Annotated in this window: 18 protein-coding genes; 11 read left to right on the plus strand and 7 right to left on the minus strand. The window is 61.4% G+C overall.

Features of this window, described 5'->3' with window-relative positions; all coding sequences use genetic code 11:
• Positions 1 to 119: 119 nt before the first annotated feature.
• On the minus strand, positions 120 to 884 hold the full coding sequence (locus CAF77_RS16615; RefSeq protein ID WP_064378756.1) for a GntR family transcriptional regulator: 765 nt from the start codon (positions 882 to 884) through the stop codon (positions 120 to 122).
• A gap of 346 nt (positions 885 to 1,230) precedes the next feature.
• On the opposite strand from CAF77_RS16615, the gene CAF77_RS16620 reads away from it, so the two are divergent.
• Positions 1,231 to 2,421: a benzoate/H(+) symporter BenE family transporter gene (locus CAF77_RS16620; protein WP_039770013.1), complete on the plus strand. Its 1,191-nt coding sequence runs from the start codon at positions 1,231 to 1,233 to the stop codon at positions 2,419 to 2,421.
• Positions 2,422 to 2,482: 61 nt separating this feature from the next.
• Here CAF77_RS16620 and CAF77_RS16625 read toward each other — a convergent pair whose 3' ends face one another.
• A complete protein-coding gene (locus CAF77_RS16625) occupies positions 2,483 to 2,827 on the minus strand; it encodes a YggL family protein (protein ID WP_039770011.1) in 345 nt (114 codons plus the stop codon).
• Between the two features lie 234 nt (positions 2,828 to 3,061).
• On the opposite strand from CAF77_RS16625, the gene dacB reads away from it, so the two are divergent.
• Entirely contained in the window at positions 3,062 to 4,522 is a 1,461-nt protein-coding gene (dacB, locus tag CAF77_RS16630; RefSeq protein WP_039770010.1) for a D-alanyl-D-alanine carboxypeptidase/D-alanyl-D-alanine-endopeptidase, read from the plus strand.
• 142 nt (positions 4,523 to 4,664) lie between these two features.
• Here the strand turns inward: dacB and CAF77_RS16635 are convergent, their stop codons facing one another.
• Positions 4,665 to 7,049: a diguanylate cyclase gene (locus CAF77_RS16635; protein WP_085655246.1), complete on the minus strand. Its 2,385-nt coding sequence runs from the start codon at positions 7,047 to 7,049 to the stop codon at positions 4,665 to 4,667.
• A 146-nt stretch (positions 7,050 to 7,195) separates the two neighbouring features.
• Entirely contained in the window at positions 7,196 to 9,466 is a 2,271-nt protein-coding gene (gene rlmKL, locus CAF77_RS16640) for a bifunctional 23S rRNA (guanine(2069)-N(7))-methyltransferase RlmK/23S rRNA (guanine(2445)-N(2))-methyltransferase RlmL (RefSeq protein ID WP_085655247.1), read from the minus strand.
• A 530-nt stretch (positions 9,467 to 9,996) separates the two neighbouring features.
• Between rlmKL and rmf the strand changes: the two genes are divergently transcribed.
• Positions 9,997 to 10,212 (plus strand): ribosome modulation factor, encoded by a 216-nt coding sequence (gene rmf / locus CAF77_RS16650; RefSeq protein WP_003223300.1) that lies wholly within the window; start codon positions 9,997 to 9,999, stop codon positions 10,210 to 10,212.
• A gap of 139 nt (positions 10,213 to 10,351) precedes the next feature.
• On the opposite strand, the gene CAF77_RS16655 is transcribed toward rmf, so the two are convergent.
• Positions 10,352 to 11,371 carry a quinone-dependent dihydroorotate dehydrogenase gene (locus tag CAF77_RS16655; RefSeq protein WP_085655248.1) on the minus strand — a complete coding sequence of 340 codons (1,020 nt, stop codon included), beginning with the start codon at positions 11,369 to 11,371 and terminating at the stop codon, positions 10,352 to 10,354.
• A gap of 222 nt (positions 11,372 to 11,593) precedes the next feature.
• Between CAF77_RS16655 and CAF77_RS16660 the strand changes: the two genes are divergently transcribed.
• The 8 genes from CAF77_RS16660 (at position 11,594) to cobA (ending at position 23,202) form a co-directional block, all read left to right on the plus strand.
• On the plus strand, positions 11,594 to 12,805 hold the full coding sequence (locus tag CAF77_RS16660; RefSeq protein ID WP_085655249.1) for a CmpA/NrtA family ABC transporter substrate-binding protein: 1,212 nt from the start codon (positions 11,594 to 11,596) through the stop codon (positions 12,803 to 12,805).
• A gap of 15 nt (positions 12,806 to 12,820) precedes the next feature.
• Positions 12,821 to 13,396 carry an ANTAR domain-containing response regulator gene (locus CAF77_RS16665; protein ID WP_007916390.1) on the plus strand — a complete coding sequence of 192 codons (576 nt, stop codon included), beginning with the start codon at positions 12,821 to 12,823 and terminating at the stop codon, positions 13,394 to 13,396.
• A 359-nt stretch (positions 13,397 to 13,755) separates the two neighbouring features.
• Complete coding sequence (locus tag CAF77_RS16670; protein ID WP_064378752.1) at positions 13,756 to 14,967, plus strand: NarK/NasA family nitrate transporter; 1,212 nt, start codon at positions 13,756 to 13,758, stop codon at positions 14,965 to 14,967.
• A gap of 7 nt (positions 14,968 to 14,974) precedes the next feature.
• Entirely contained in the window at positions 14,975 to 16,645 is a 1,671-nt protein-coding gene (locus CAF77_RS16675) for a bifunctional protein-serine/threonine kinase/phosphatase (RefSeq protein ID WP_085655250.1), read from the plus strand.
• A 309-nt stretch (positions 16,646 to 16,954) separates the two neighbouring features.
• Positions 16,955 to 19,408 (plus strand): nitrite reductase large subunit NirB, encoded by a 2,454-nt coding sequence (gene nirB, locus CAF77_RS16680; protein ID WP_064384028.1) that lies wholly within the window; start codon positions 16,955 to 16,957, stop codon positions 19,406 to 19,408.
• Complete coding sequence (gene nirD / locus CAF77_RS16685; protein WP_007951992.1) at positions 19,405 to 19,722, plus strand: nitrite reductase small subunit NirD; 318 nt, start codon at positions 19,405 to 19,407, stop codon at positions 19,720 to 19,722. Before nirB ends, nirD begins: the two co-directional genes overlap by 4 nt.
• Entirely contained in the window at positions 19,722 to 22,436 is a 2,715-nt protein-coding gene (locus CAF77_RS16690; protein ID WP_085655251.1) for a nitrate reductase, read from the plus strand. Before nirD ends, CAF77_RS16690 begins: the two co-directional genes overlap by 1 nt.
• A gap of 13 nt (positions 22,437 to 22,449) precedes the next feature.
• The gene (gene cobA, locus CAF77_RS16695; RefSeq protein ID WP_085655252.1) at positions 22,450 to 23,202 is read left to right on the plus strand and encodes a uroporphyrinogen-III C-methyltransferase; all 753 of its coding nucleotides are present in this window, start codon (positions 22,450 to 22,452) and stop codon (positions 23,200 to 23,202) included.
• Positions 23,203 to 23,276: 74 nt separating this feature from the next.
• Here cobA and CAF77_RS16700 read toward each other — a convergent pair whose 3' ends face one another.
• Together CAF77_RS16700 and sigX are read right to left on the minus strand one after the other, a co-directional pair.
• Positions 23,277 to 24,311, minus strand: coding sequence for an OmpA family protein (locus tag CAF77_RS16700; RefSeq protein ID WP_011333252.1), 1,035 nt, complete (start codon positions 24,309 to 24,311; stop codon positions 23,277 to 23,279).
• Positions 24,312 to 24,418: 107 nt separating this feature from the next.
• Positions 24,419 to 25,009: an RNA polymerase sigma factor SigX gene (gene sigX, locus CAF77_RS16705; protein ID WP_011333251.1), complete on the minus strand. Its 591-nt coding sequence runs from the start codon at positions 25,007 to 25,009 to the stop codon at positions 24,419 to 24,421.
• Between the last annotated feature and the right edge of the window lie 16 nt (positions 25,010 to 25,025).

The following is a 25,025-nucleotide window of genomic DNA, read 5'->3' on the forward strand; positions in this document are numbered from 1 at the left end:
AGATTGCTATCGCTGGCAAGCCAGCTCCCACAGGGTTTTATGGTGTTCACCAGAATTGCGTCACATCGCAAATCCTGTGGGAGCTGGCTTGCCAGCGATTGGGGTCGACGCGGTCTGACTTAGAGCTTGGCCGCAGGCCGCCCCGGCTTCTTGGTCTGCAACAGATGCGAGAACACTGCATGCAGATCGTCCGAAGCGCTTTCCTCGTCGAGGTTGAGCTTGCTGTCGATGTGGTCCATGTGATGCATCATCAGGTCCACTGCCAGCTCGCCGTTGCGCGCTTCGATGGCGTCGATCAACTGAGTGTGCTCGTCGTAGGAACAGTGCGAACGGTTGCCGCTTTCATATTGGGCAATGATCAGCGAGGTCTGCGAAACGAGGCTGCGCTGGAAACTGATCAACGGCGCGTTCTTCGCCGCTTCGGCCAGTTTCAGGTGGAATTCGCCGGAGAGACGGATGCCGGCGCCGCGATCGCCACGGGAGAAGCTGTCGCGTTCGTCGTTGACCATCTGGCGCAATTCAGCGATCTGCTCGGCGGTGGCGTGCTGCACCGCCAGTTCAGTGATCGCGCGTTCCACCAGACGCCGGGCGAGGAACACCTGACGCGCTTCTTCGACGCTCGGGCTGGCCACTACCGCGCCACGGTTCGGCCGCAACAGCACCACGCCTTCATGGGCCAGACGCGATAGCGCACGGCGAATGATGGTGCGGCTGACCCCGAAAATTTCCCCCAGCGCTTCTTCGCTCAACTTGGTGCCGGGCGCCAGGCGTTGTTCGAGGATGGCCTCGAAGATATGCGCATAGACAATATCGTCCTGGGTTCCGCTGCGGCCGGCTTTGCCTGCTCGCGGTTGTTTCTTGAGGGGTTGCAACTGTTCGTTCATGGGCACTCGAGTCGGGAAGAACGCGGCGAATTGACCGTGACTGTAATACGGCACAGTGGGTCGCTGGCAAGTATCGCGTAAAAAACAGCGCGATTGTACACAATGGAAGGTGGCAACACGACTGTACGGCTGTTTGCGGCTACGGCTGTATTGCAACGCTCCGTTACGTTTGAGTTTAGGCTTGATCGCAGAATCCGCGATCCCTGTGGGAGCGAGCTTGCTCGCGATAGCGGTTGGACATTCAACTCCAATGTCGACTGTTCCGCCGTCATCGCGAGCAAGCCCGCTCCCACAAGGGTTTCGCGTAGCAGCAAATATCTTCATTGGTACAAGGAATACCCCTGTCATGAACGAAATCACCCACACCCGACTGCGCCCGCTGGCGGACACATCGCCCTCCGCCATCGTCGCCGGGTTCATCGCGATGATGACCGGCTACACCAGTTCGCTGGTGCTGATGTTCCAGGCCGGACAAGCGGCGGGCCTGACCAGCGGGCAGATTTCGTCGTGGATCTGGGCGATTTCCATCGGCATGGCGGTGTGTTCGATCGGCCTGTCGCTGCGCTATCGCACGCCGATCACCATTGCCTGGTCAACGCCCGGCGCGGCGCTGTTGATCACCAGCCTCGGCGGCGTTACCTACGGCGAAGCCATCGGCGCCTACATCACCTGCGCGGTGCTGGTGACCATTTGCGGCCTGACCGGCAGCTTCGAACGGCTGGTGAAAAAGATTCCGGCCTCCCTCGCCGCCGCGCTGCTGGCGGGGATTCTGTTCAAGATAGGCAGCGAAATCTTCGTCGCCGCGCAACATCGCACCGGTCTGGTGCTGGGGATGTTCTTCACTTATCTCATCGTCAAACGCCTGTCGCCACGCTATGCGGTGCTCGCCGCGCTGCTGATCGGCACCGCGCTGTCGGGTTTCATGGGGCTGCTGGACTTCAGCGGTTTTCATCTGGAAGTGGCGACACCAGTCTGGACCACGCCGCACTTTTCTCTGGCCGCGACTATCAGCATCGGCATTCCGCTGTTTGTGGTAGCGATGACCTCGCAAAACATGCCCGGCATCGCCGTGTTGCGCGCCGATGGCTACAACGTCCCGGCCTCGCCGCTGATCACCGCGACCGGCATCGCGTCCTTGCTGCTGGCACCGTTCGGTTCCCACGGCATCAACCTGGCGGCCATCAGCGCGGCGATCTGCACCGGGCCCCATGCCCATGAGGATCGCAACAAACGCTACACCGCTGCGGTGTGGTGCGGGATTTTCTACGGGATTGCCGGGGTGTTCGGCGCCACGCTGGCGGCGCTGTTCGCCGCGCTGCCCAAGGAACTGGTGCTGTCGATTGCTGCTTTGGCGCTGTTCGGCTCGATCATCAACGGCTTGAGCATTGCCATGACCGAGGTGAAGGAACGGGAAGCGGCGCTGATCACCTTCATGGTCACGGCGTCGGGGCTGACGCTGTTTTCCATCGGTTCGGCGTTCTGGGGGATTGTCGCGGGGGTGTTGACCTTGCTGATCCTCAACTGGCGCAAGGCTTGAGGCCTCGTTAAAAAGCAGGCATAAAAAAACGGCGACCCTCAGGTCACCGTTTTTTTCAGTATCACTTGGCCGCGTTGATCGGCTTTTCCGGATACCAGACGTCCAGCAGCGGGCTGATTTCAGTGCTGGTCAGCTCGGAGCGGGTTTTCAGCCAGGCTTCAACAGCAGCGCGCTGCTCTTCGGTGACCGAGCCACGCTTCTGCAGGCAAACCAGACCGAAGTCGTCGCCGCCGACATAGCCCAGACCGTTGGCTTCCATGGCTTCTTTGATGAATGCTTCGAGGAAAGCGTCAATGGCTTCTTCGGACAGGTCTTCTTTGAAGCCCAGGTTCAGTTCGAAACCCAGCTCTTGAAATTCATCGACGCACAGTTTTTTGCGCAGACGCTGGGAACGGTTAGTCGCCATTGGAACAATCCTCTTAAGTAATTACGGCCGGCACTTTACCAGTTTAAGCCGGCGATTGCCCGCCTATCCGGGACGTGCGTGCGACCGCCTGTAAAAAAATAACGAATTGGCGCCCTTGCGAAAGGCCCAAGCTGTTGCACCTTGGGGCATAATGCCGACACTTTCATGACCACTGAGGGCCTTTTCATCCATGTCCTCGTCTTTTTTCCCCTCGGCTGTAGGGTTTTATTTCATATGATCAAATCGTTGCGTCCTCTGCTCCTGGCCGGTCTTCTTCTGCCGCTGGCCTTGCCCGTCTCCGCTGCCACCATCAACACCGCCCTGACCCCCAACGTCGAAAAAGCCCTCAAGGCCAGCAAGCTGCAGCCCACTGCCCTGTCGCTGGTGATGGTGCCGCTGGACGGCCCGGGCACGCCGACCGTGTACAACGCCGACGTGTCGGTCAACCCGGCCTCGACCATGAAACTGGTCACCACCTACGCAGCGCTGGAAATGCTCGGCCCCAATCATCAGTGGAAAACCGAGTTCTACACCGACGGCGACCTGAACGGCGGGATCCTCAACGGCAACCTCTACCTCAAGGGCGGCGGCGATCCGAAGCTGAACATGGAAAAACTCTGGCTGCTGATGCGCGACCTGCGCGCCAACGGCGTGACCCAGGTCACCGGTGATCTGGTGCTCGATCGCAGCTTCTTCGTGCAGCCGCAACTGCCGGAATTCAACGATGACGGCAACGACGAGAACAAGCCGTTCCTGGTCAAGCCGGATTCGCTGCTGGTCAACCTCAAGGCCCTGCGTTTCGTGGCCCGCAACGACAATGGCCGGGTGCTGATCTCGGTCGAACCGCCGATTGCCAGCATCAACATCGAGAACACTGTCAAAGCGCTCAACTCCAAACAATGCACCGGCGGCGTGCGCTACAACCCGGTGCCGCAGGCCGATGGCAGCGTGACCGTGACCGTGGCCGGCCAGTTGGGCGAAGGCTGCAGCTCGCAGACTTACCTGTCGCTGCTCGACCACGCGACCTACACCGCCGGTGCCGTGCGGGCGATCTGGAAGGAACTGGGCGGCAGCATCCAGGGCAAGGATCGTCTGGCCCCGACCCCGAGCAGCGCGAAAGTGCTGGCCCGTGCGTTCTCGCCGGATCTGGCGGAAATCATCCGCGACATCAACAAATACAGTAACAACACCATGGCTCAGCAGCTGTTCCTGAGCCTGGGCCAGAAATTCCGCAACGACGCCGACGGCGATGACGCCAAAGCCGCGCAACGGGTGGTGCGTCAGTGGCTGGCGAAGAAAGGCATCACCGCGCCGCATCTGGTGATGGAGAACGGCTCCGGTCTGTCGCGTTCCGAGCGGGTCAGCGCCCGGGAAATGGCCAACATGCTGCAAGCGGCCTGGCACAGCCCATATGCTGCCGAGTACATCAGTTCACTGCCGATCGCGGGCACTGACGGCACCATGCGCAAACGCCTCAAGACCACCGCGATGCGCGGCGAAGCCCACGTCAAGACCGGTACGCTGAACACCGTGCGGGCAATCGCCGGCTTCAGCCGCGACGTCAACGGCAACACCTGGGCGGTGGTGGCGATCCTCAACGACAAGGCCCCGTTCGGCGCGTCGTCGGTGCTGGATCAGGTACTGCTGGATCTCTACAAACAGCCGCGGACGCCGCAGACTGCTTCGGTTCTGTAACCCATTAAATGATTGTTCCCACGTCGAGGCGTCGAACCGTCCGCGTGGGAATACAGCCCGTGACGCTCTGCGTCACTGGACGCGGAGCGTCCCCGGAGGCATTCCCACGCAGAGCGTGGGAACGATCAGGTGGCAGAGGGGCTCAGTTCATCTGCCGCTCGACCCGATCCCGTCCGCCCTGCTTCGCCGCATACACCCCCGAATCCGCCCGCAGCAACAGCGCGTCCGCGCCCTCACCCGGTCGCCAGCTGGCAATCCCGAAACTGGCCGTCACCACCCCCACCACGTCGATCGGCGCACTGCGCAGGCTGTGCCATAACTCCTCGGCCAGCATGTGGGCGTGATCGCCGTCGATGTCCGGGCACAACACCATGAACTCTTCGCCACCCAAGCGGCAGAACACGTCGGTACGCCGCAGCCGGTGACCGATGCGCTCGCAGACCGCCTGCAACACGCGGTCGCCTACCGCGTGACCGTACTGATCGTTGATCCGCTTGAAGTGGTCGATGTCGAGCATGATCACCGACAACTCGCCTCCGCCGCGCTCGACCCGGGCCATTTCGGTGGTCAGGCGCTCCTGGAAATAGCGCCGGTTGTGAATGCCGGTCAGGGAATCGGTCACCGACAGCGCGCGCAGCTCTTCTTCCACCCGTTTCAGGTCGGAAATATCCGAAATATAGCCATGCCACAGCACCCCGCCGCCCGGCAGTTCCTCCGGCGTCGCCTCGCCGCGAACCCAGCGCAGGCCACGCTCGGGCAATTGCACACGATACTCCTCACGCCATGGGCTGAGATTGTCCGCCGAAGCACGGATCGACTTGCGCACGCGGCTGACGTCCTGCGGGTGGATACGGGTGAAGATCGCCTCGGCGTTGAGCAGCAGCACGTCCGGCTCCAGCTCGTAGATCTCGCGGATGCCGTCGCTGGCGTAGATCACGCTGAAACGCCCGTCGAACTCCATCTTGAATTGATAGATCCCGCCGGGAACATGGGCGCTGAGCTTCTTCAACAGCACATCCCGCGCGGCCAGCGCTTCGTGCACGCGCTTGCGCTCGGTGATGTCGATGCAGATCGCCAGGTGCCCGACCCACAGCCCCTGCTCGTCCAGCACCGGCGTGGCCAGCATGTTCACTGGAATGTGGCTGCCGTCCTTGCGCACCAGCGTCCACTCCCGCGCCTCGTGCCCACCGACTTCGCCACCCTCCACCAGCATCGCCTGGCAGGTCGGAATGGTTTTGCCATAGCGGGCGCTGAGCTCCGCCGCGCGGGCCACCAGTTCCCGGGGAAAGTGCAGGTTTTCCAGGGTCATGTGGCCGACCACTTCGTTGCTGTGATAACCGAGCATCTGCTCGGCACCGGGGTTGAAAGTGTTGATCACGCCGCGCAGGTCGGTGGCGATGATTGCAACCTGGGTCGCCGCGTTGAGCACCCCGCGCAACTGACCGTGGGTGCCGCGCAGTTCCTGCTCGCGCTCATGCAGCTCCTGAGTGCGCAACTCGACCATGCGCAACGCTCGCTGGCGCTGACTGACCAGCACATAAAGCAGCGCGCTCAACAGCAGACTGAGCAACCCGCCCAGCACCACCACGCTGCCCACCGACGAATGGTTGGCCTGCATGAACGCTTCGCTGGGCAGGATATCTACCTGATAGTCGTGATCAGCCATGCGCACCAGCCGGGTCGCCGACAGATCACTCTGCGCCGGTTCATTGGTCGATTCGAACAGCACTTCATGCTGATCAGTGGTGGACAGATCGAGGATGCGCACCGACAGATAGTCATGAAATGCATCCGGCAAGCCGTCTGCCAGCAGCTGACGCATGCTGATGACAGCCATTACGTAGCCGTATGATCTGGGCTCGCCTTCGCGCAGAACCGGTGCCACCAACAATACGCCGCGTGCGTATGCCGGCTCGATACCGACCAGATGCATCGGCTGCGACACTGCCAGACTGCGAAGCTGGTCGGCGCGCTCCAGGGTCGAGCGGCGCAACGGCTGAGCCAGCAAGTCGTAACCCAGCGGAGAACCGAGCCGGCTCTGGGTCTGGCTGTACACCACGACGACGTACTCATCGCGGGCCGAGGCCAGTTGCAGTTCGCCGCGCGCATTGAGTTCGCGCACGCTGAAGGTGCTCAGGCCCTCATCTCGCACGCGCTGCTCGAAGGCGGCACGTTCGGCACCGCTCACCCGCAAGGCAAACGAATAAGCCTGGGTGCGCAGCAATAGAGGATGGGTGTAACCGTCGAATTCGGCACGGGACACCGATTCGGAGTTGGCGAAGAACCGGCGCAGGCCATCGAGACGTTGCTCCTGATCCTGAAATCGTTCTTCGATGCGGCTATAGCGTTCGTTGGCCAGCAGCTGAAAGCGTTGGCGCAACTGGCTGTGAAACTGATTGAGGGTGCCCCAGGCGAGCAGCCCCGTGAGAATTCCGCCGGCGAGCAATACCAGCACCCCGACCAGCCAGGCCGAGACGTCTTCGCTGATAAAACCCAATATCTTCGGGCGCACGGGGTGCAACGACATAAAAGCCACTCACTACGTCAGCATCTGCGGGAAAAACCCCATCGGCCGTGTGTGAGTTATAGCTATTAGCCACTAATTTGGCTAGCTCTGAACGGATCCAAGAGCCTTTAAAAATCAAGGCTCTGTGGATCCAATTTTGCAAAGTGTCAACGAGCCGTGATTTTCCAGGCGCGGTGGATCTTGCCGTTGCGGGCGAAATCCGGGTCGATGGTGCTGGCGGTGATTTCCTCGACCGCGTAGCGCTCGGCCAGGTTGTCTTCGAGCTGGAACTTGCGGAAGTTGTTGGAGAAGTACAACACCCCGCCCGCCGCCAGACGGGCCATGGCCACATCGATCAACTGCACCTGGTCACGCTGCACGTCGAAGATGCCTTCCATGCGCTTGGAGTTGGAAAAGGTCGGCGGATCGATGAAGATCAGGTCGTATTCGTCGCGGGAGTTTTCCAGCCACGCCATCACGTCGCCCTGCTCCAGACGGTTCTTGTCGGAGAAACCGTTGAGCGACAGGTTGCGGCGCGCCCAGTCGAGGTAGGTTTTCGACAGGTCGACACTGGTGGTGCTGCGCGCGCCGCCCTTGGCCGCGTGCACGCTGGCGGTCGCGGTGTAGCAGAACAGGTTGAGGAAGCGCTTGCCGGCGGCCTCTTTCTGGATACGCATGCGCATCGGCCGATGATCGAGGAACAGTCCGGTGTCGAGGTAGTCGGTGAGGTTGACCAGCAACTTCACGCCGCCCTCGGTCACTTCATTGAACTTGCCCTGGGCCGCCTGACGCTCGTACTGCTTGGTGCCGCTCTGACGCTCGCGGCGCTTGACCACCACGCGGCTCTTGTCGATGTTCAGCGCCTGCGGAATGGCCGCCAGGGCGTCGAACATGCGGATCGAGGCCTTTTCCGGGTCGATCGACTTCGGCGCGGCGTATTCCTGAACGTGCACCCAGTCGTGGTACAGGTCGATGGCCATGGCGTATTCCGGCATGTCCGCATCGTAGACGCGGTAGCAATCGATGCCTTCACGCTTGACCCACTTGCTCATGGCCTTGAGGTTCTTTTGCAGGCGGTTGGCAAACATCTGCCCGCCTTCGCTCAGGCGCGGTTGCTCGATCACTGGCGCCGGGGCCGGCGTCGGTTTGATCGGGTTGCCGTTCTTGTTGAACTTGCGCTCCTGCGGCTCGTTCGGCGTCTGGTCGTAAGCGGCTTGCTCGCGCTCGGCCTGACGTTGTTCCGGGGTGCGGCGCTCGCCGGTGACGAACTGATCCGGCAGGACTTTGATCAACAGCAGCTTGCACGGCAACGCGCCGTTCCAGAACGAATACTGCTTGTGGCTGCGGATGCCCATGCGCTTGCCCAGATCCGGCGCGCCGGTGAACACCGCCGCTTCCCAGTTCAGGCAGGCCTGACGCAGACGCTCGCCGAGGTTCTGGTAGAGGTACAACAGGCTGGCTTCATCGCCCAGACGCTCGCCGTACGGCGGGTTGCAGATGACCAGCCCTTTCTGGTTCTGATCCGGACGCGGTTCGAACGTCGCCACTTCGCCCTGATAGATCTTGATCCACTCGCTCAGGCCGGCGCGTTCGACGTTGTTGCGGCCCGGCTGGATCAGCCGTGGGTCGGCTTCATAACCGCGAATCCACAGCGGCGGCTTGGCCAGACCGGCAGCAGCACGCTCGACGGCTTCTTCATGCAGTTTTTTCCACAGCGCCGGCACGTGACCGAGCCAGGCGGTGAAGCCCCACTGTTCGCGACGCAGGTTCGGCGCCATGTCGGCGGCGATCATACCGGCTTCGACCAGGAACGTGCCGACACCGCACATCGGGTCAGCCAGCGCGCCACCTTCGGCGGCAATGCGCGGCCAGCCGGAACGGATCAGGATCGCGGCTGCAAGGTTCTCCTTCAGCGGCGCAGCGCCCTGCTGCAAGCGGTAACCACGCTGGTGCAGGCTGTGGCCGGAGAGGTCGAGGGACAGAATCGCTTCGCCACGATCCAGACGCAGGTGAATGCGCAGGTCCGGGTTGAGTTTGTCGATGCTCGGGCGGTCGCCCTGCGGTGTGCGCAGTTTGTCGACGATGGCGTCCTTGACCTTCAGGGCGCCGAAGTGAGTGTTGTCGATGCCCGAACCGTGGCCGCTGAATTCCACGGCGAGGGTGCCGTCGGCCAGCATGTGATCCTGCCAGTCGACGTCGAGTACGCCGTGGTACAGGTCTTCAGCGTTTTTCATCGGGAAGCGCTTGAGCACCAGCAGCACCCGGTTGGCCAGACGCGACCAGAGGCACAGGCGATAAGCGGTTTCCATGGTCGCCATGCCACGCACGGCGGAGGTGTGTTCGCGGGCCTCTTCAAGGCCAAGCCCGACGGCTTCCTCGATGAGCAGGCCTTCAAGGCCTTTGGGGCAAGTGAGGAAGAGTTCGAAACGGTCGGACATGGTTTTTCCAGAGCCTTTGGCTGATGAACCGGCAACGCATTGCCGATCCGGTTTTCAATCAGGCGCTTTTCTACAAGAGCGCCCGCGTGGCACGAAGGTGTGCCGTTCCATCCCCGCTGCTCGGGTTAAAAGAGCTTAGATGCCGGGACAGAGAAAAAAGTTGAAGCAACAAAATGACTCAAAGCAACCCTTCGTCGAATAGTACCCCAGTGTAAACGTGGGTCATTCTCACTAAAGGATTAACCTCATCATCCAGCGCGGGGCCGATCATACCGGGGTTTGGCCAACAAACGCTGGATAAATACGCGGTTACTTATGGCCATAGCATCTTTTTCGTTACGTCCTTATGACAAAACGGTCATTCCATCGATGTGACTCATTGGTTAGAACTGGACACAGGTTGACGTCGCAACGGCGTCAACACCTTGGCTCGCCACGCCGGCAGCGAGCCGCCAACGGCAGAGTTTTTCTGCCAGACCTCAGTTGAGGTCGACGCGACAAAAACAGTCAACAAGTGAGGGAAACACCCTATGAGAAGACTTAAGCGTGATCCGTTGGAAAGAGCATTTTTGCGCGGATATCAATATGGCGTTGGTGGCAAATCCCGTGAGCTTTGCCCATTTACTCTACCGTCGGTACGTCAAGCCTGGATCAACGGCTGGCGAGAAGGACGCGGCGACAACTGGGACGGTATGACCGGCACTGCGGGAATCCACAGACTCAACGAACTTCACGCCGTCGGCTGACACAGGGCACTTATTGCGACACGACAATCTGATTTCGTAACGACCTGATCACCATGCACGTCCTTCCCGGACGGCGGGCTACGGCCCAGGGGCTCCTTCGAGGAGCCCTTTTTTATGCCTGCCTTTTTATGCCGGCCAATCAGCGTTTGGCGGCGATCGCGTCCACGGACTCGCGGATCAGCGCCGGGCCCTTGTAGATGAAGCCGGAGTAGATCTGCACCAGGCTCGCGCCGGCAGCGATCTTCTCGGCCGCATGCTTGCCTTCGGTGATACCGCCCGCCGCGATGATCGGCAGCTTGCCGCCCAGCTCGGATGCCAGCACTTTCACGGTATGGGTACTCTTTTCACGCACTGGCGCGCCGGACAGACCGCCCGCCTCGTCACCATGTTCCATGCCTTCGACGCCCACGCGGCTGAGGGTGGTGTTGGTGGCGATCACCGCGTCCATCCCGGTTTCGATCAGCGCCTGGGCGACTTGCGCGGTTTCTTCGTCGGTCATGTCCGGCGCGATCTTGATCGCCAGCGGTACATGCTTGCCGTGGCGCAGGGCCAGTTCGGCGCGGCGCGTGGCCAGGTCCGCCAGCAATTGCTTGAGCGAATCGCCGAATTGCAGGCTGCGCAGGCCCGGAGTGTTCGGCGAGCTGACGTTGACCGTGACGTAACTGGCGTGGGCGTAGACCTTGTCCAGGCAGATCAGGTAGTCGTCTACAGCGCGCTCGACCGGGGTGTCGAAGTTCTTGCCGATGTTGATCCCCAGCACGCCCTTGTATTTGGCCGCCGCCACCCGCGCCAGCAGGTTATCCACACCGAGGTTGTTGAACCCCATGCGGTTGATGATCGCCTCGGCTTCCGGCAGACGGAAAATCCGTGGTTTCGGGTTGCCCGGCTGCGGGCGCGGAGTCACGGTGCCGATTTCGACAAAACCGAAACCCAGTTGCGCGAAGCCGTCGATGGCCGCGCCGTTCTTGTCCAGACCGGCCGCCAGACCCACCGGGTTCGGGAACTGCAGACCCATGACACTCACCGGCAGCGACGCCGGGGCCTTGCACAGCAGGCCGTTGAGGCCCAAACGCCCGCCCGCGCCGATCAGATCCAGCGACAGATCGTGGGAGGTTTCCGGGGAAAGTTTGAACAACAGCTGACGGGCCAGGGTGTACATGGGCGGCTATGACTCGGGCGGCGAAAAGAGGCGGCGATTATAGCCGGGCATCGCCCCACCGCGCGAGGCGCACGGGTAAATCGGTGCGCATGGCATATGCCTTGCACCTTCCTCGGCATCAGCCTGCAGGCCAATGGTGGCGTGCAGGCAAGGACAATGGCGTCGTCTCTCGGTTTTGCGCGGGCAAAGCCTGGGACGGCGTTTTTTTTGAGGGTGGCTTTCATGACTCAAACCTCCGCCGGGCCGCTGGCCTGGGTCAACGGCAGCGATGCCCCGGAAAAAAGTGCGATCAACCTGGGCTTCATGGCTCTGAGCGACTGCGCCTCGCTGGTGGTCGCCGCCACCCAGGGCTTCGCCCAGCCTTACGGGTTGACCCTGAATCTCAAACGCCAGAGTTCCTGGGCCAACCTGCGGGACAATCTGGTCAGCGGTGAACTCGATGCCGCCCACAGCCTTTACGGTCTGATTTACGCGGTGCACCTGGGCATCGGCGGCGTCGCGCCGACCGACATGGCGGTGCTGATGGGTCTGAACCAGAACGGCCAGAGCCTCAACCTGTCCCACGGTTTGCAGGGCCTGGGCGTGACCGGTCCTGAAGCGCTGCACCACCATGTGCACCAAACCCGCGCAAAACTGACCTTCGCCCAGACTTTCCCGACCGGCACCCATGCCATGTGGCTGTATTACTGGCTGGCGAGCCAGGGCATTCATCCTTTGCAGGATGTCGATAGTGTGGTGGTGCCGCCGCCGCAAATGGTCGCGCACTTGCAGGCCGGACGCATTGATGGCCTCTGCGTCGGCGAACCGTGGGCGGCCAGCGCCGTGCAGCAGGATCTCGGTTTCACGCTGGCGACCAGCCAGACCATCTGGCCCGATCACCCGGAAAAAGTCCTCGGCTGCACCCGCGCGTTCGTCGAGCAATACCCCAACACCGCCCGCGCGCTGGTGATGGCGATCCTCGAAGCCAGCCGCTTCATTGAAGAAAGCCCGGAAAACCGCCGCAGCACCGCGCAGTTGCTGAGCGCTGCGGAATACCTCGACGCCCCGGTGTCCTGCATCGAACCGCGCTTTCTCGGCGATTACGACGATGGACTGGGCAATCGCTGGCAGGACCCGCACGCCCTGCGCTTTCACGGCGATGGCGCGGTGAATCTGCCGTACCTCTCGGATGGCATGTGGTTCATGACCCAGTTCCGCCGTTGGGGTTTGCTGCGCGATGACCCGGATTACCTCGCCGTCGCCCGGCAGGTGCAACAACTGGAGATCTATCGCGACGCGGCGACTGCTGTGGGCGTCGCAGCCTGGGGTAAGGACATGCGCAGCAGCCAGTTGATCGACGGCAAAATCTGGGACGGCAGCGATCCTGCCGCCTACGCCCGAAGCTTCAAGCTCCACGCGCTGAGCGACAGCGCCACCCTTCTCGCCCAGCGCTGACAGGAGACCGCGAATATGTTGCGCATTCTGCTGATCAACGACACCGCGAAAAAAGTCGGACGCCTGAAAGCCGCGCTGACCGAGGCCGGTTTCGAGGTGATCGACGAGTCGGGCCTGACCATCGACCTGCCGGCGCGCGTCGAAACGGTGCGTCCGGACGTGATCCTGATCGATACCGAGTCACCGAGCCGCGATGTGATGGAGCAAGTGGTGCTGGTCAGCCGCGACCAGCCCCGGCCGATCGTGATGTTCACCGACGAACATGACCCCGGCGTGATGCGTCAGGCGATCAAGTCCGGGGTCAGTGCCTACATCGTCGAGGGCATTCACGCACAACGTCTGCAGCCGATTCTCGACGTGGCCATGGCCCGTTTCGAAAGCGACCAGGCCTTGCGCGCCCAGCTTCAGGCCCGCGACCAGCAACTGGCCGAGCGCAAGCGCATCGAACTGGCCAAAGGGCTGCTGATGAAAATGAAGGACTGCAACGAAGAAGAGGCCTACACCCTGATGCGCCGCCAGGCCATGAGCCGCCAGCAGAAACTGATTCAGGTGGCGGAGCAGATCATCGCGATGAGCGAGTTGCTCGGCTGAAGTTTCGTGGAGCCTCTGAAGGCCCCATCGCTGGCAAGCCAGCTCCCACAGGTTTCCTTGTCGTACACAGTGTCTGTGATTAATGCAGAACCTGTGGGAGCGGGCTTGGCCGCGATTGGCCGCAACGCGGTTTCAGACTATTGGCACAAATCTCGCTAAGTAATCCCTACAGGTAACCAACGGCGGTTGCCCCACCTACGACAAAGACGTCGCTCACCTTCTTCGCCCCTTTCGGCGATCCGGGTAGCGGCGTTTTTGCGTTTTGGCCCCATCGAACGGGGCCGGTGGTGCGGCCGTGGCGGCGCCCCACTGTGCTGGTTCTGACTCCTTCTCGAGATTCTCTACAGCTGAGGTGCGCGATGAATAAAAGCTTCTGGAAATCCGGCCACACCCCGACCCTGTTCGCGGCCTTCCTGTATTTCGACCTGAGCTTCATGGTCTGGTACCTGCTCGGCCCGCTGGCGGTGCAGATTGCTGGCGATCTGCACCTGACTACCCAGCAGCGCGGTCTTGTGGTCGCCACGCCGATTCTGGCCGGCGCGGTACTGCGTTTTGCGATGGGCATGCTCGCCGATCGCCTGTCGCCGAAAACCGCCGGGCTGATCGGCCAGGTGATCGTGATCTGCGCACTGTTCGGTGCCTGGAAACTGGGCATCCACAGTTACGAACAGGCCCTGCTGCTCGGTTTGTTCCTCGGTATGGCTGGCGCTTCTTTCGCCGTGGCCCTGCCGCTGGCCTCGCAATGGTATCCGCCGGAACATCAGGGCAAGGCGATGGGCATCGCCGGGGCCGGCAATTCCGGGACTGTGTTCGCGGCACTGATCGCCCCGGTGCTGGCGGCGGCGTTTGGCTGGAGCAATGTATTCGGGTTCGCCCTGATCCCGTTGATCCTGACCCTGGTGCTGTTCGCCTGGCTGGCGAAAAACGCGCCGGAGCGACCAAAAGCCAAAGCCATGGCCGACTACTTCAAGGCTTTGGGTGATCGCGACAGCTGGTGGTTCATGTTTTTCTACAGCGTCACCTTCGGCGGCTTCATCGGCCTGGCCAGCGCCCTGCCCGGCTACTTCAACGATCAATACGGCCTGAGCCCGGTGACCGCCGGTTACTACACCGCCGCCTGCGTCTTCGGCGGCAGCCTGATGCGTCCCCTCGGTGGCGCACTGGCTGACCGATTCGGTGGTATTCGCACGCTTTTGGCGATGTACACGGTCGCCGCAGTTTGTATCGCGGCGGTCGGTTTCAACCTGCCAAGTTCCTACGCGGCGCTGGCACTTTTCGTCTGCACCATGCTCGGTCTCGGCGCAGGTAATGGCGCGGTGTTCCAACTGGTGCCGCAACGTTTCCGGCGCGAAATCGGCGTGATGACCGGGCTGATCGGCATGGCCGGCGGCATCGGCGGTTTTGCCCTGGCGGCAGGCATGGGCGCGATCAAACAGAGCACCGGCAGCTATCAACTGGCGCTGTGGCTGTTCGCCAGCCTTGGCGTGCTGGCGTGGTTCGGCCTGCACGGGGTCAAACGTCGCTGGAGAACCACCTGGGGTTCGGCGGCCGTGACCGCTGCCCGGGTCTGAGGCCCGAATGGCTCTGCAACTGAGCTTCGCCGAAGCCAGCGCCACCGGCCCCCGCGCGGAAAATCAGGACGCCTTGCGCCTGGTCACGCCGGCCCCGGCGCTGGCTGCCAGCAAAGGCTTTCTGTTTGCCATCGCCGACGGCGTGAGCCAGTGCGCCGATGGCGGGCTGGCCGCACGTTCGACCTTGCAGGCGCTGGCACTGGACTATTACGCCACTCCGGAAACCTGGAGCGTGGCCCAGGCCCTCGATCGTCTGCTGCTCGCGCAAAACCGCTGGTTGCAGGCCAACGGTGGCGGCCAGCCGCTGCTCACCACCGTCAGCGCGCTGGTCCTGCGCGGCCGGCGGTTTACCCTGGCGCACGTCGGTGATTGCCGGGTCTATCGCTGGCACGCCGAGACCTTGCAACGGATCAGCGAGGATCACGTCTGGGATCAACCGGGCATGCAGCACGTGCTCAAGCGCGCCCTGGGGCTGGATCAGCATCTGGTGCTGGATTTTCTCGATGGCGAACTGCGTGACGGCGAATGTTTTGTGCTGCTCAGTGATGGCGTTTGGGCGGCGCTCGGCGATACCGCCATTGCCGGAATCCTGCGCGATCAACCGGATCTGCACAGTGCGGCGCAAACGCTGGTCAACGCTGCGCACCTGGCCGGCAGTCAGGACAATGCCAGTGCGCTGTTGGTGCGGGTGGATGCTGTTGGCGAGGCCAGTCTTGGCGATGCGCTGATTCATTTGCAGCAATGGCCGCTGCCCCCGCCGCTGAAACCGGGTCAGGCATTCGAAGGCTGGCAGGTGCAAGGAACCGTCGGTCAGAGCCAGCAATCGTTGCTGTATCGCGTGCTCGATGGTCAGGGCCAAGCCTGGCTGTTGAAGACTTTGCCTGCACAACTGGCAGACGATGCCCAGGCTGGTCAGGCCTTGCTGGCGGAGGAATGGTTTCTCAAACGCGTCGCCGGGCGGCACTTTCCCGAAGTCCATAGCGCCGGTCAGCGTCAGCATTTGTACTACGTGATGCGTGAATATTCAGGGACGACCCTGGCGCAGTTGTTCGCACAAAGCGGCCCGCTGCCACTGGCTCAGTGGCAGGATCTGGCCGAACGTCTGCTGCGGGCAGTCGGCCTGTTACACCGACGGCAGATCCTGCACCGCGACATCAAACCGGAAAACCTGCACCTGGGGGACGACGGCGAGTTGCGCCTGCTGGATTTCGGTCTGGCGTATTGCCCCGGTCTGTCGCAGGACGCACCATCGACCTTGCCCGGAACCCCGAGCTTCATCGCGCCAGAAGCCTTTCAAGGCGCGGCGCCCAGCACACACCAGGATCTGTATGCGGTGGGCGTGACCTTGTATTTCCTGCTCACCGGACATTTTCCCTACGGCGAGATCGAAGCCTTCCAGCGCCCGCGTTTCGGGGTGCCGGTGAGTGCCGGTCGCTATCGCCCGGATCTGCCGGAATGGCTGGCGCAGTGCCTGGAGCGCGGTGTGGCGGCCGATCCTTTGCAACGCTATGAAACCGCCGAGGAATGGCTGCTGATTCTGGAGCAAGGTGAGCGCCGCAGCCTGAATGTGCGCCCTCGCCCCTTGCTGGAGCGTGAGCCGCTGAAGGTCTGGCGGACACTGGCATTACTGGCGCTGCTGGGCAATCTGGTGCTGCTGTTCCTGCTGTTTCATGGCTGATGCGGCGCTCCATTAACGGGCGTGCCGCTTCCATTCAGTGCAAAAACCACAACGAACATCTGGCCAATTCCAGCACTACCCCAGTAAATTCGCGGCCCGCCGCGACTTGGCACAACCACTGCATTAACGTTTTCAACTGACATAAAGCCCGACCTTCAACGACGAAGGCCAGGCTTCCCGAGAGAACGGGACAAGGACAAAGGCGTCCTCGCTAGGTAACTGGCGGGACGCCTTTTTTGTTTGCGCCATTTTTGTCGAGCAAGGCCTGACTGCCCACAAGAGGCAAGCCCGATGCTCCCGGAGAACCTGATGAAAAAACTCAAACTGGTGATGATCGGCAATGGCATGGCCGGGGTTCGTACCCTGGAAGAACTGCTCAAGCTGAGCAACGAGCTGTACGACATCACGGTCTTCGGCGCCGAACCGCACACCAACTACAACCGCATCCTGTTGTCGCCGGTATTGGCCGGCGAACAGACCTTCGAAGAAATCGTGCTCAACGACCTCGACTGGTATCTGGAAAACGGCATCAAACTGCTGCTCAACCGCAAAGTGGTGGAGATCGACCGGGTCAAACGCCGAGTGATCGCCGAGGACGGCACCGAGGCCGAATACGATCGCCTGCTGATCGCCACAGGTTCGACCCCGTTCATCCTGCCGATCCCCGGCAACACCTTGCAGGGCGTGATCGGCTACCGCGACATCGCCGACACCCAGGCGATGATCGACACTGCCAAGACCCACAAGCACGCCGTGGTGATCGGCGGCGGCCTGCTCGGTCTCGAAGCGGCCAACGGCCTGATGCTGCGCGGCATGCACGTCACCGTGGTGCACCTCGGTGAATGGCTGCTGGAGCGGCAACTGGACAAGACCAGCGGCCAACTCCTGCAAACCGCCCTCGAATCCCGCGGCCTGCACTTTCGCCTGTGCGAACAGACCCAGGCCCTGCACGACGCCGGCAATGGTCGGGTCGGCTCGGTGCAATTCAAGAACGGCGACATCATCCCCGCCGATCTGGTGGTCATGGCCGCCGGCATCCGCCCCAACACTGAACTGGCAGAAAAGGCCGGTATCCCGTGCAACCGCGGGATTCTGGTCAACGACACCCTGCAAACCTACGACCCACGCATCTATGCGATCGGCGAATGCGCCAGCCACCGTGGCATCGCCTACGGCCTGGTGGCGCCGCTGTTTGAACAGGCCAAGGTCTGCGCCAACCACCTGGCGCAACTGGGTTTCGCCCGTTATCAGGGCTCGGTGACGTCGACCAAACTGAAGGTTACCGGCATCGATCTGTTTTCCGCTGGCGACTTCATGGGCGGCGAAGGCACCGAAACCATCACCCTCTCCGACCCGATCGGCGGGGTGTACAAAAAACTGGTGATCAAGGATGACGTGCTGGTCGGCGCCTGTCTGTACGGCGATACGGCAGATGGTGGTTGGTATTTCCGGCAGATTCGTGAGAATCACGCCATCGGCGAGATCCGCGATCACCTCATGTTCGGAGAAAACGCACTTGGCGACGTAGGACATCAGGGCCAGGACAAAGCCATGAGCATGGCCGACAATGCCGAAGTCTGCGGCTGCAACGGCGTGTGCAAGGGCACCATCGTCAAGGCGATTCAGGAACATGGCCTGTTCAGCGTCGACGAAGTGAAGAAACACACCAAGGCTGCCAGCTCCTGCGGCTCCTGCGCCGGGCTGGTCGAACAGATCCTGATCAACACCGTCGGCGGCGCGGCGGACGTCAAACCGAAAAGCGAAAAAGCCATCTGCGGTTGCAGCGATCTCAACCATGGCCAGATTCGCCAGGCCATTCGCGAGCAGCACCTGCTGACCATTGCCGGCACCATGAGCTACCTCAACTGGCGCACTCCGAACGGCTGCGCTACCTGCCGCCCGGCCCTCAACTACTACTTGATTTCCACCTGGCCCGGCGAAGCCAAGGACGATCCGCAGTCGCGCCTGATCAACGAGCGGGCCCACGCCAACATCCAGAAGGACGGTACCTATTCGGTGGTGCCACGGATGTGGGGCGGCGTGACCAACCCGTCGGAACTGCGGCGGATCGCCGACGTGGCGGACAAGTATCAGGTGCCAATGGTCAAGGTCACCGGCGGCCAGCGCATCGACTTGCTGGGGATCAAGAAACAGGATCTGCCCGGTGTGTGGAAAGACCTCGACATGCCATCCGGCCACGCCTACGGCAAATCGATCCGCACCGTGAAAACCTGCGTCGGCAGCGAGTTCTGCCGCTTCGGCACGCAGAACTCGACCCAGTTGGGCATCGACCTCGAACATGACCTGTTCAACATGTGGTCGCCGCACAAAGTGAAGTTGGCGGTCTCCGGATGCCCACGCAACTGCTCGGAAGCAGGAATCAAGGACGTAGGAATCATCGGCGTCGATTCCGGCTGGGAGATGTATATCGGTGGCAACGGCGGGATCAAGACCGAAGTCGCCGAGTTCTTCGTCAAGCTCAAGACTGCCGAAGAAGTGCGCGAATACAACGGCGCGTTCCTGCAGTTGTACCGCGAAGAAGCCTTCTACCTCGAACGCACCGTGCATTACCTGCAACGGGTCGGCATGGAGCACATCAAGAAAGCCGTACTGGAAGACCCCGAGCGCCGCAAGGCTCTGAACGAGCGCCTGCAATTCTCCCTGTCGTTCGAACAGGACCCGTGGAAAGAGCGCCTCGCGCAGCCGCAACTGAAGAAAGAATTCGACGTGATCCCCGTGAAAAACCTGGAGGTGCCGGCATGAACTGGCTCGATATCTGTGCCCTGGAAGAGATCAATGCCCTCGGTTCGCGGATCATCGCCGGGCCCAAAGGCGACATCGCGATCTTTCGCACAAGCGACGACGAAGTTTTCGCACTCGATGACCGCTGCCCGCACAAGGGCGGCCCGCTGTCCCAAGGCCTGATCTACGGCAAACGTGTCGCCTGCCCGCTGCACAACTGGCAGATCGACCTGCAATCCGGCGAAGCCCAGGCGCCGGACGTCGGCTGCGCGCACCATCACCCGGCCCGAGTGGAAAACGGCCGCGTGCAACTGGCCCTGCGGGACGCCGTCTGATGAACCGCCAGACGACCGCCTCGACCTGTTGCTATTGCGGGGTCGGCTGCGGCGTGCTGATCGAACATGACGGCGAGCGCATCCTCGGCGTCAGCGGCGATCCGGCGCATCCGGCCAACTTCGGCAAACTGTGCAGTAAAGGCTCGACCCTGCACCTGACCGGCGACCTGGCGGCCCGAGCGCTGTACCCGGAATTGCGCCTGGGCAAAGGCCTGGCGCGCAGTCGCTGCGACTGGGACACCGCGCTGGATCACGCCACCAACGTATTCGCCGCAACCATCGCCGAACATGGCCCGGACAGCGTGGCGTTCTACATCTCCGGGCAATTGCTGACCGAGGATTACTACGCCTTCAACAAACTGGCGCGAGCGCTGGTCGGCACCAATAACATCGACAGTAATTCGCGGCTGTGCATGTCGTCGGCAGTGGTCGGCTACAAACGCAGCCTCGGCGCCGACGCACCGCCATGCAGCTATGAAGACCTGGAGTTGAGCGATTGCGTGGTGATCGTCGGCAGTAACATGGCCTACGCGCATCCAGTGCTTTTTCGCCGCCTCGAAGAAGCAAAATCCCGCCGCCCGCAGATGAAAGTCGTCGTCATTGATCCACGGCGCACCGACACTTGTGATTTGGCCGACCTGCATCTGGCGATTCTGCCGGGCACCGATGTCGCGTTGTTCCATGGAATTTTGCATCTGTTGTTGTGGGAAGACTGGATCGACCGCGACTTCATCAAGGCCCACACCGAAGGCCTCGCCGAGCTGAAAAGCCTGGTGCGCGATTACACCCCGGCGATGGTTTCGCAGCTGTGCGGGATCAGCGTCGAGCAGTTGCAGCAATGCGCCGAGTGGATCGGCACCGCGCCGAGTTTCCTGTCGCTGTGGTGCATGGGCCTGAACCAGTCCACCGCCGGCAGTGCGAAGAACAGCGCGCTGATCAATCTGCATCTGGCCACCGGGCAAATCGGCCGGCCGGGTGCAGGACCTTTCTCCCTGACCGGTCAGCCCAATGCCATGGGCGGGCGCGAAACCGGCAGCCTTTCCAATCTGTTACCAGGCCATCGTGAAGTCGCCAATCCAGAGCATCGCGCAGAAGTCGCGGCGTATTGGGGTGTGGATAAGCTGCCGGAAAACACCGGGCTCAGCGCCATCGAACTGTTTGAACAAGTGCGCAGCGGCAAGATCAAGGCGTTGTGGATTGCCTGCACAAATCCCGCGCAATCGATGCCGGACCAGACCGCTGTGCGCGCCGCGCTGGAGGCTTGTCCGTTCGTGGTTTTGCAGGAGGCATTCCGTACCACCGAAACCGCAGCGTTTGCCGATCTGCTGTTGCCGGCGGCCAGTTGGGGCGAGAAGGAAGGTTCGGTGACCAACTCCGAACGGCGGATTTCCCACGTCCGCCAGGCCATTGCCGCACCGGGTGAAGCACGACCGGACTGGGCGATCACCGTAGATTTCGCACAACGCCTGGAGAAGCGTCTGCGCCCGCAGCAGCCGGGGCTGTTTGCGTTCGAACAACCGGCGCAGCTGTTTGACGAGTACAAACAACTGACCCGGGGACGCGATCTGGATTTGTCCGGGATCAGCCATGGGTTGATTGATGAACTGGGGCCACAGCAATGGCCCTTCCCCGTCGGTGCTCGCCAAGGTACAGCCCGGCTGTATGGCGACGGTATCTTTCCTACAGCGAACGGGCGCGCGCAGTTCGTTGCCGATCCCTATCGCGCCGCCAAGGAACAGCGCGACGCGCGCTTTCCCCTGACCCTGATCACCGGTCGCCTGCGAGATCAATGGCACGGTATGAGCCGCACGGGTACGGCTGCGCAGTTGTTCGGCCATGTCAGCGAAGCAGTGTTGAGCCTGCATCCTGACGAATTGCGCCGTCACCGCTTGCAATCGGGGGATCTGGTGAATCTGAAAAGTCGTCGGGGCGCAGTGATTGTGGCGGTCGCCAGCGATGACAGCGTGCGTCCGGGCCAGGCGTTCCTGCCGATGCACTGGGGTGATCGTTTCCTCAAGGGCGGCGTGAACAGCCTGACCCTGCCCGCCTTCGATCCTTTGTCGAAACAGCCGGAACTCAAGCACAGCGGTGTAAGGCTGGAACCGGTGAGTTTGCCATGGCAACTGTTCGCACTGATCGAGGGCGATGTTCAACGGCATTTCGAGGCGCTTCGACCGCTCTGTGAGGCGTTTTCCTACGCAAGTCTCAGCCTTGTCGGACGTGAACGGCCTGCGCTGCTGATACGCGCAGCCAGCGCCGTGGCGCCGGAGCCGCAATTGCTGCGTGAAATCGACCAGTGCCTGGCCCTGATCGACGGGCCGGTGCTGGCTTATGACGATCCTCGTCGCGCCATCGGTAAACGGGTGCGCATCGAAAACGGGCGCATCACTGCGATCCGCCTCGCTGGCGAAACCCTCGCTCAGCACTGGTTGCAAGGCCTGTGGCTGGAAGGTCGTGCCGACGAACAACTGCGGCGCTGGCTGCTGGCGCCGATGAGTGCACCGCCGGGCAATGCCGGGGCGCAGGTTGTGGCGGACAAAACCCTGTGCAACTGCAAGAACGTCAGCCACAGCGCGGTCTGCGCCGGTATTCGTGAAGGGCTGGATCTGCAGGGTTTGAAAAATACATTGGGATGCGGCACGCAATGCGGCTCCTGCGTCCCGGAAATCAAGCGTTTGCTGACCGCCGAAGTGCGTCCGGTCGCCGTTATCTGAAGAGGAAAACACCATGAACGCGAAAGTCTGGCTGGTGGGCGCGGGCCCCGGTGATCCTGAACTGCTGACGTTAAAAGCCGTACGTGCCTTGCGCGAGGCCGAGGTGGTACTGATCGACGATCTGGTCAATGAGGCGGTACTTGAGCACTGCCCTGCTGCACGGATCATCGCGGTCGGCAAACGCGGTGGCTGTCGTTCGACGCCCCAGGCGTTCATCCATCGGCTGATGCTGCGTTATGCCCGTCAGGGCAAATGCGTGGTGCGGCTCAAGGGCGGCGATCCGTGCATTTTCGGGCGTGGGGGTGAGGAAGCACAGTGGTTGCGCGAGCGCGGGGTCAAGGTGGAACTGGTCAATGGCATCACCGCCGGACTGGCTGGCGCGACCCAGTGTGATATTCCGCTGACGCTACGCGGCGTGGCCCGGGGCGTGACGCTGGTCACGGCCCACACCCAGGACGACAGCCAGTTGAATTGGCGGGCGCTGGCGCAAGGCGGGACGACGCTGGTGATTTACATGGGAGTGGCGAAGCTCGGCGAGATTCGCGAACAACTGCTGGCAGGCGGTATGGCGGCGAATACGCCAGTGGCGATGATCGAGAATGCCTCGTTGCCAGGGCAGCGCGAATGCCGCAGTGATCTGACAGCGATGGAAGACGATGCCCTTGGTTTCCAGCTCAAGAGTCCTGCGATTCTGGTCATAGGCGCCGTTGCAGCGGCTGCGACCCAGGTCGATTCGATTGGCTGGGCAGCCGATCGACTGGCCTGACAACTCCGGTTTCACCAAATCGCAGGCAAAGAAAAGCCCGGCATAAGCCGGGCTTTTCTCGGAGCGGCAGCTAATTACTTAGCTTGAGCTTCAACCTGCGCTTCTACGCGACGGTTAACAGCACGGCCAGCTTCAGTTTTGTTGTCAGCAACTGGGCGGGATTCGCCGTAGCCGATCGACTGAACGCGGGACGATTCAACACCGTACTGGTTGGTCAGAACTTGCTTAACGGCGTTTGCACGACGCTCGGACAGTTTCTGGTTGTAAGCGTCAGGACCGACGGAGTCAGTGTGACCTTCAACAGTAGTGGTGGTGGATGGGTACTGCTTCATGAAGTCAGCCAGGTTTTTGATGTCGCCGTAGCTGTTTGGCTTCACAACCGACTTGTCGAAGTCGAACTTGACGTCCAGCTCAACACGAACAACTTCAGCAACTGCAGGGCAGCCATCAGCGTCAACAGTTACGTTGGCTGGGGTGTCCGGGCACTTGTCAACGTTGTCGCACACGCCGTCGTTGTCGCTGTCGGAGCAGACTTCAGCTGGTGCTGGAACTGGAGCAGCAGCTGGCTTGGAGCCGCCACCGAAGTTCACACCGATACCGACGCTAGGAGCCCACTCGGTGTCGCCCTGGTCGATGTTGTACTGAGCTTCAACGCCAGCACGGGCGTAGAAGTTGTCGGTGAAGTACAGCTTGGCACCGGCGCCCAGGTTGGCGAAGGTGGAACGGTTGCGACCGTTCGAACCGTTCTGGTCGATGCTCTGGTCAGAGAAACCGGCCGAAACGTATGGACGCAGCATGTCGCCTGGGTTGTTGAAGTGGTACAGAGCGTCCAGAGCGGTGTTGGCGCCCTTGACGTTCTTGCCATCGTCGGCACGCACGTTGTGCACTTCGTCGTAGCCCAGACGCAGTTCAACGTCGTCGGTCAGGAAGTAACCGATCGAACCGCCGAACAGGTTGCCGTTGTTCTTGAAGTTACGAGCGCTGTCGAATTGTTCTTTCTTTGCGAAGCCTTCGATTTCAACTGCGCCTTGGCCTTGTGCCAGAGCGCCGAAAGAAGTGGCGGCAATCAAAGAACCAATGGCCAAGCCCAAGGTGTTTTTCAGTTTCATCCGTTAAATCCCCATCTGGTGATTGTGAAGCAGTCCCGCAAACCGGGGGACAACTCGGCGGCAAGTCTATCAGAACTTGCCTACACGTAAGAGATATTTGCGCCGAACTAAGTTTCAGCAATGCCTGCAAATTTCTCACGCAATTTATCAAGAGCGCGTTTGTAACGCATTTTTGTCGCACTCAAACCCATGTGCATGATGTCTGCGATCTCCTGGAACTCCAGCTCTGCGACAAATCGTAGCACCAGAATTTCCCGGTCAATCGGGTTCACATACACCAGCCAGCGATCCAGTCCGCCCTTCTCCTCGGGTTTCGGCGCCTTTTCTTCGGACGCTTCCTCAAGGGGGTCAAGACTCAGTGCGTCCATCAAGCGACGCTTTCGCCGTTCCTTCCGATACTGTGTGATGCATTCGTTGTAGGTGATGCTGTACAGCCATGTCTTGAACTTCGATTTCCCCTCGAAGTTCTTCAGCCCGTACAGCACCTTCAACATCACTTCCTGACAGACATCGTCTGCATCGCGATCGTTCCCAAGATATCGTGCGCACACGTTAAATAATGTCCGCTGGTAACGCCGCATCAGTTCTTCATACGCACGCGTCACGTGAAAAAGCTCGGTATGCGAGCGCGCGACCAACTCCTCATCAGAGAGCTCGCGGGGGTCGTAGCGCGTGGATAGCGTTTGGGCTTTATTCAAAACAAGTCGTGCCGAC

Source organism: Pseudomonas sp. R15(2017) (genome assembly GCF_002112685.1).
In the GTDB taxonomy this organism is placed as follows: domain Bacteria; phylum Pseudomonadota; class Gammaproteobacteria; order Pseudomonadales; family Pseudomonadaceae; genus Aquipseudomonas; species Aquipseudomonas glycinae.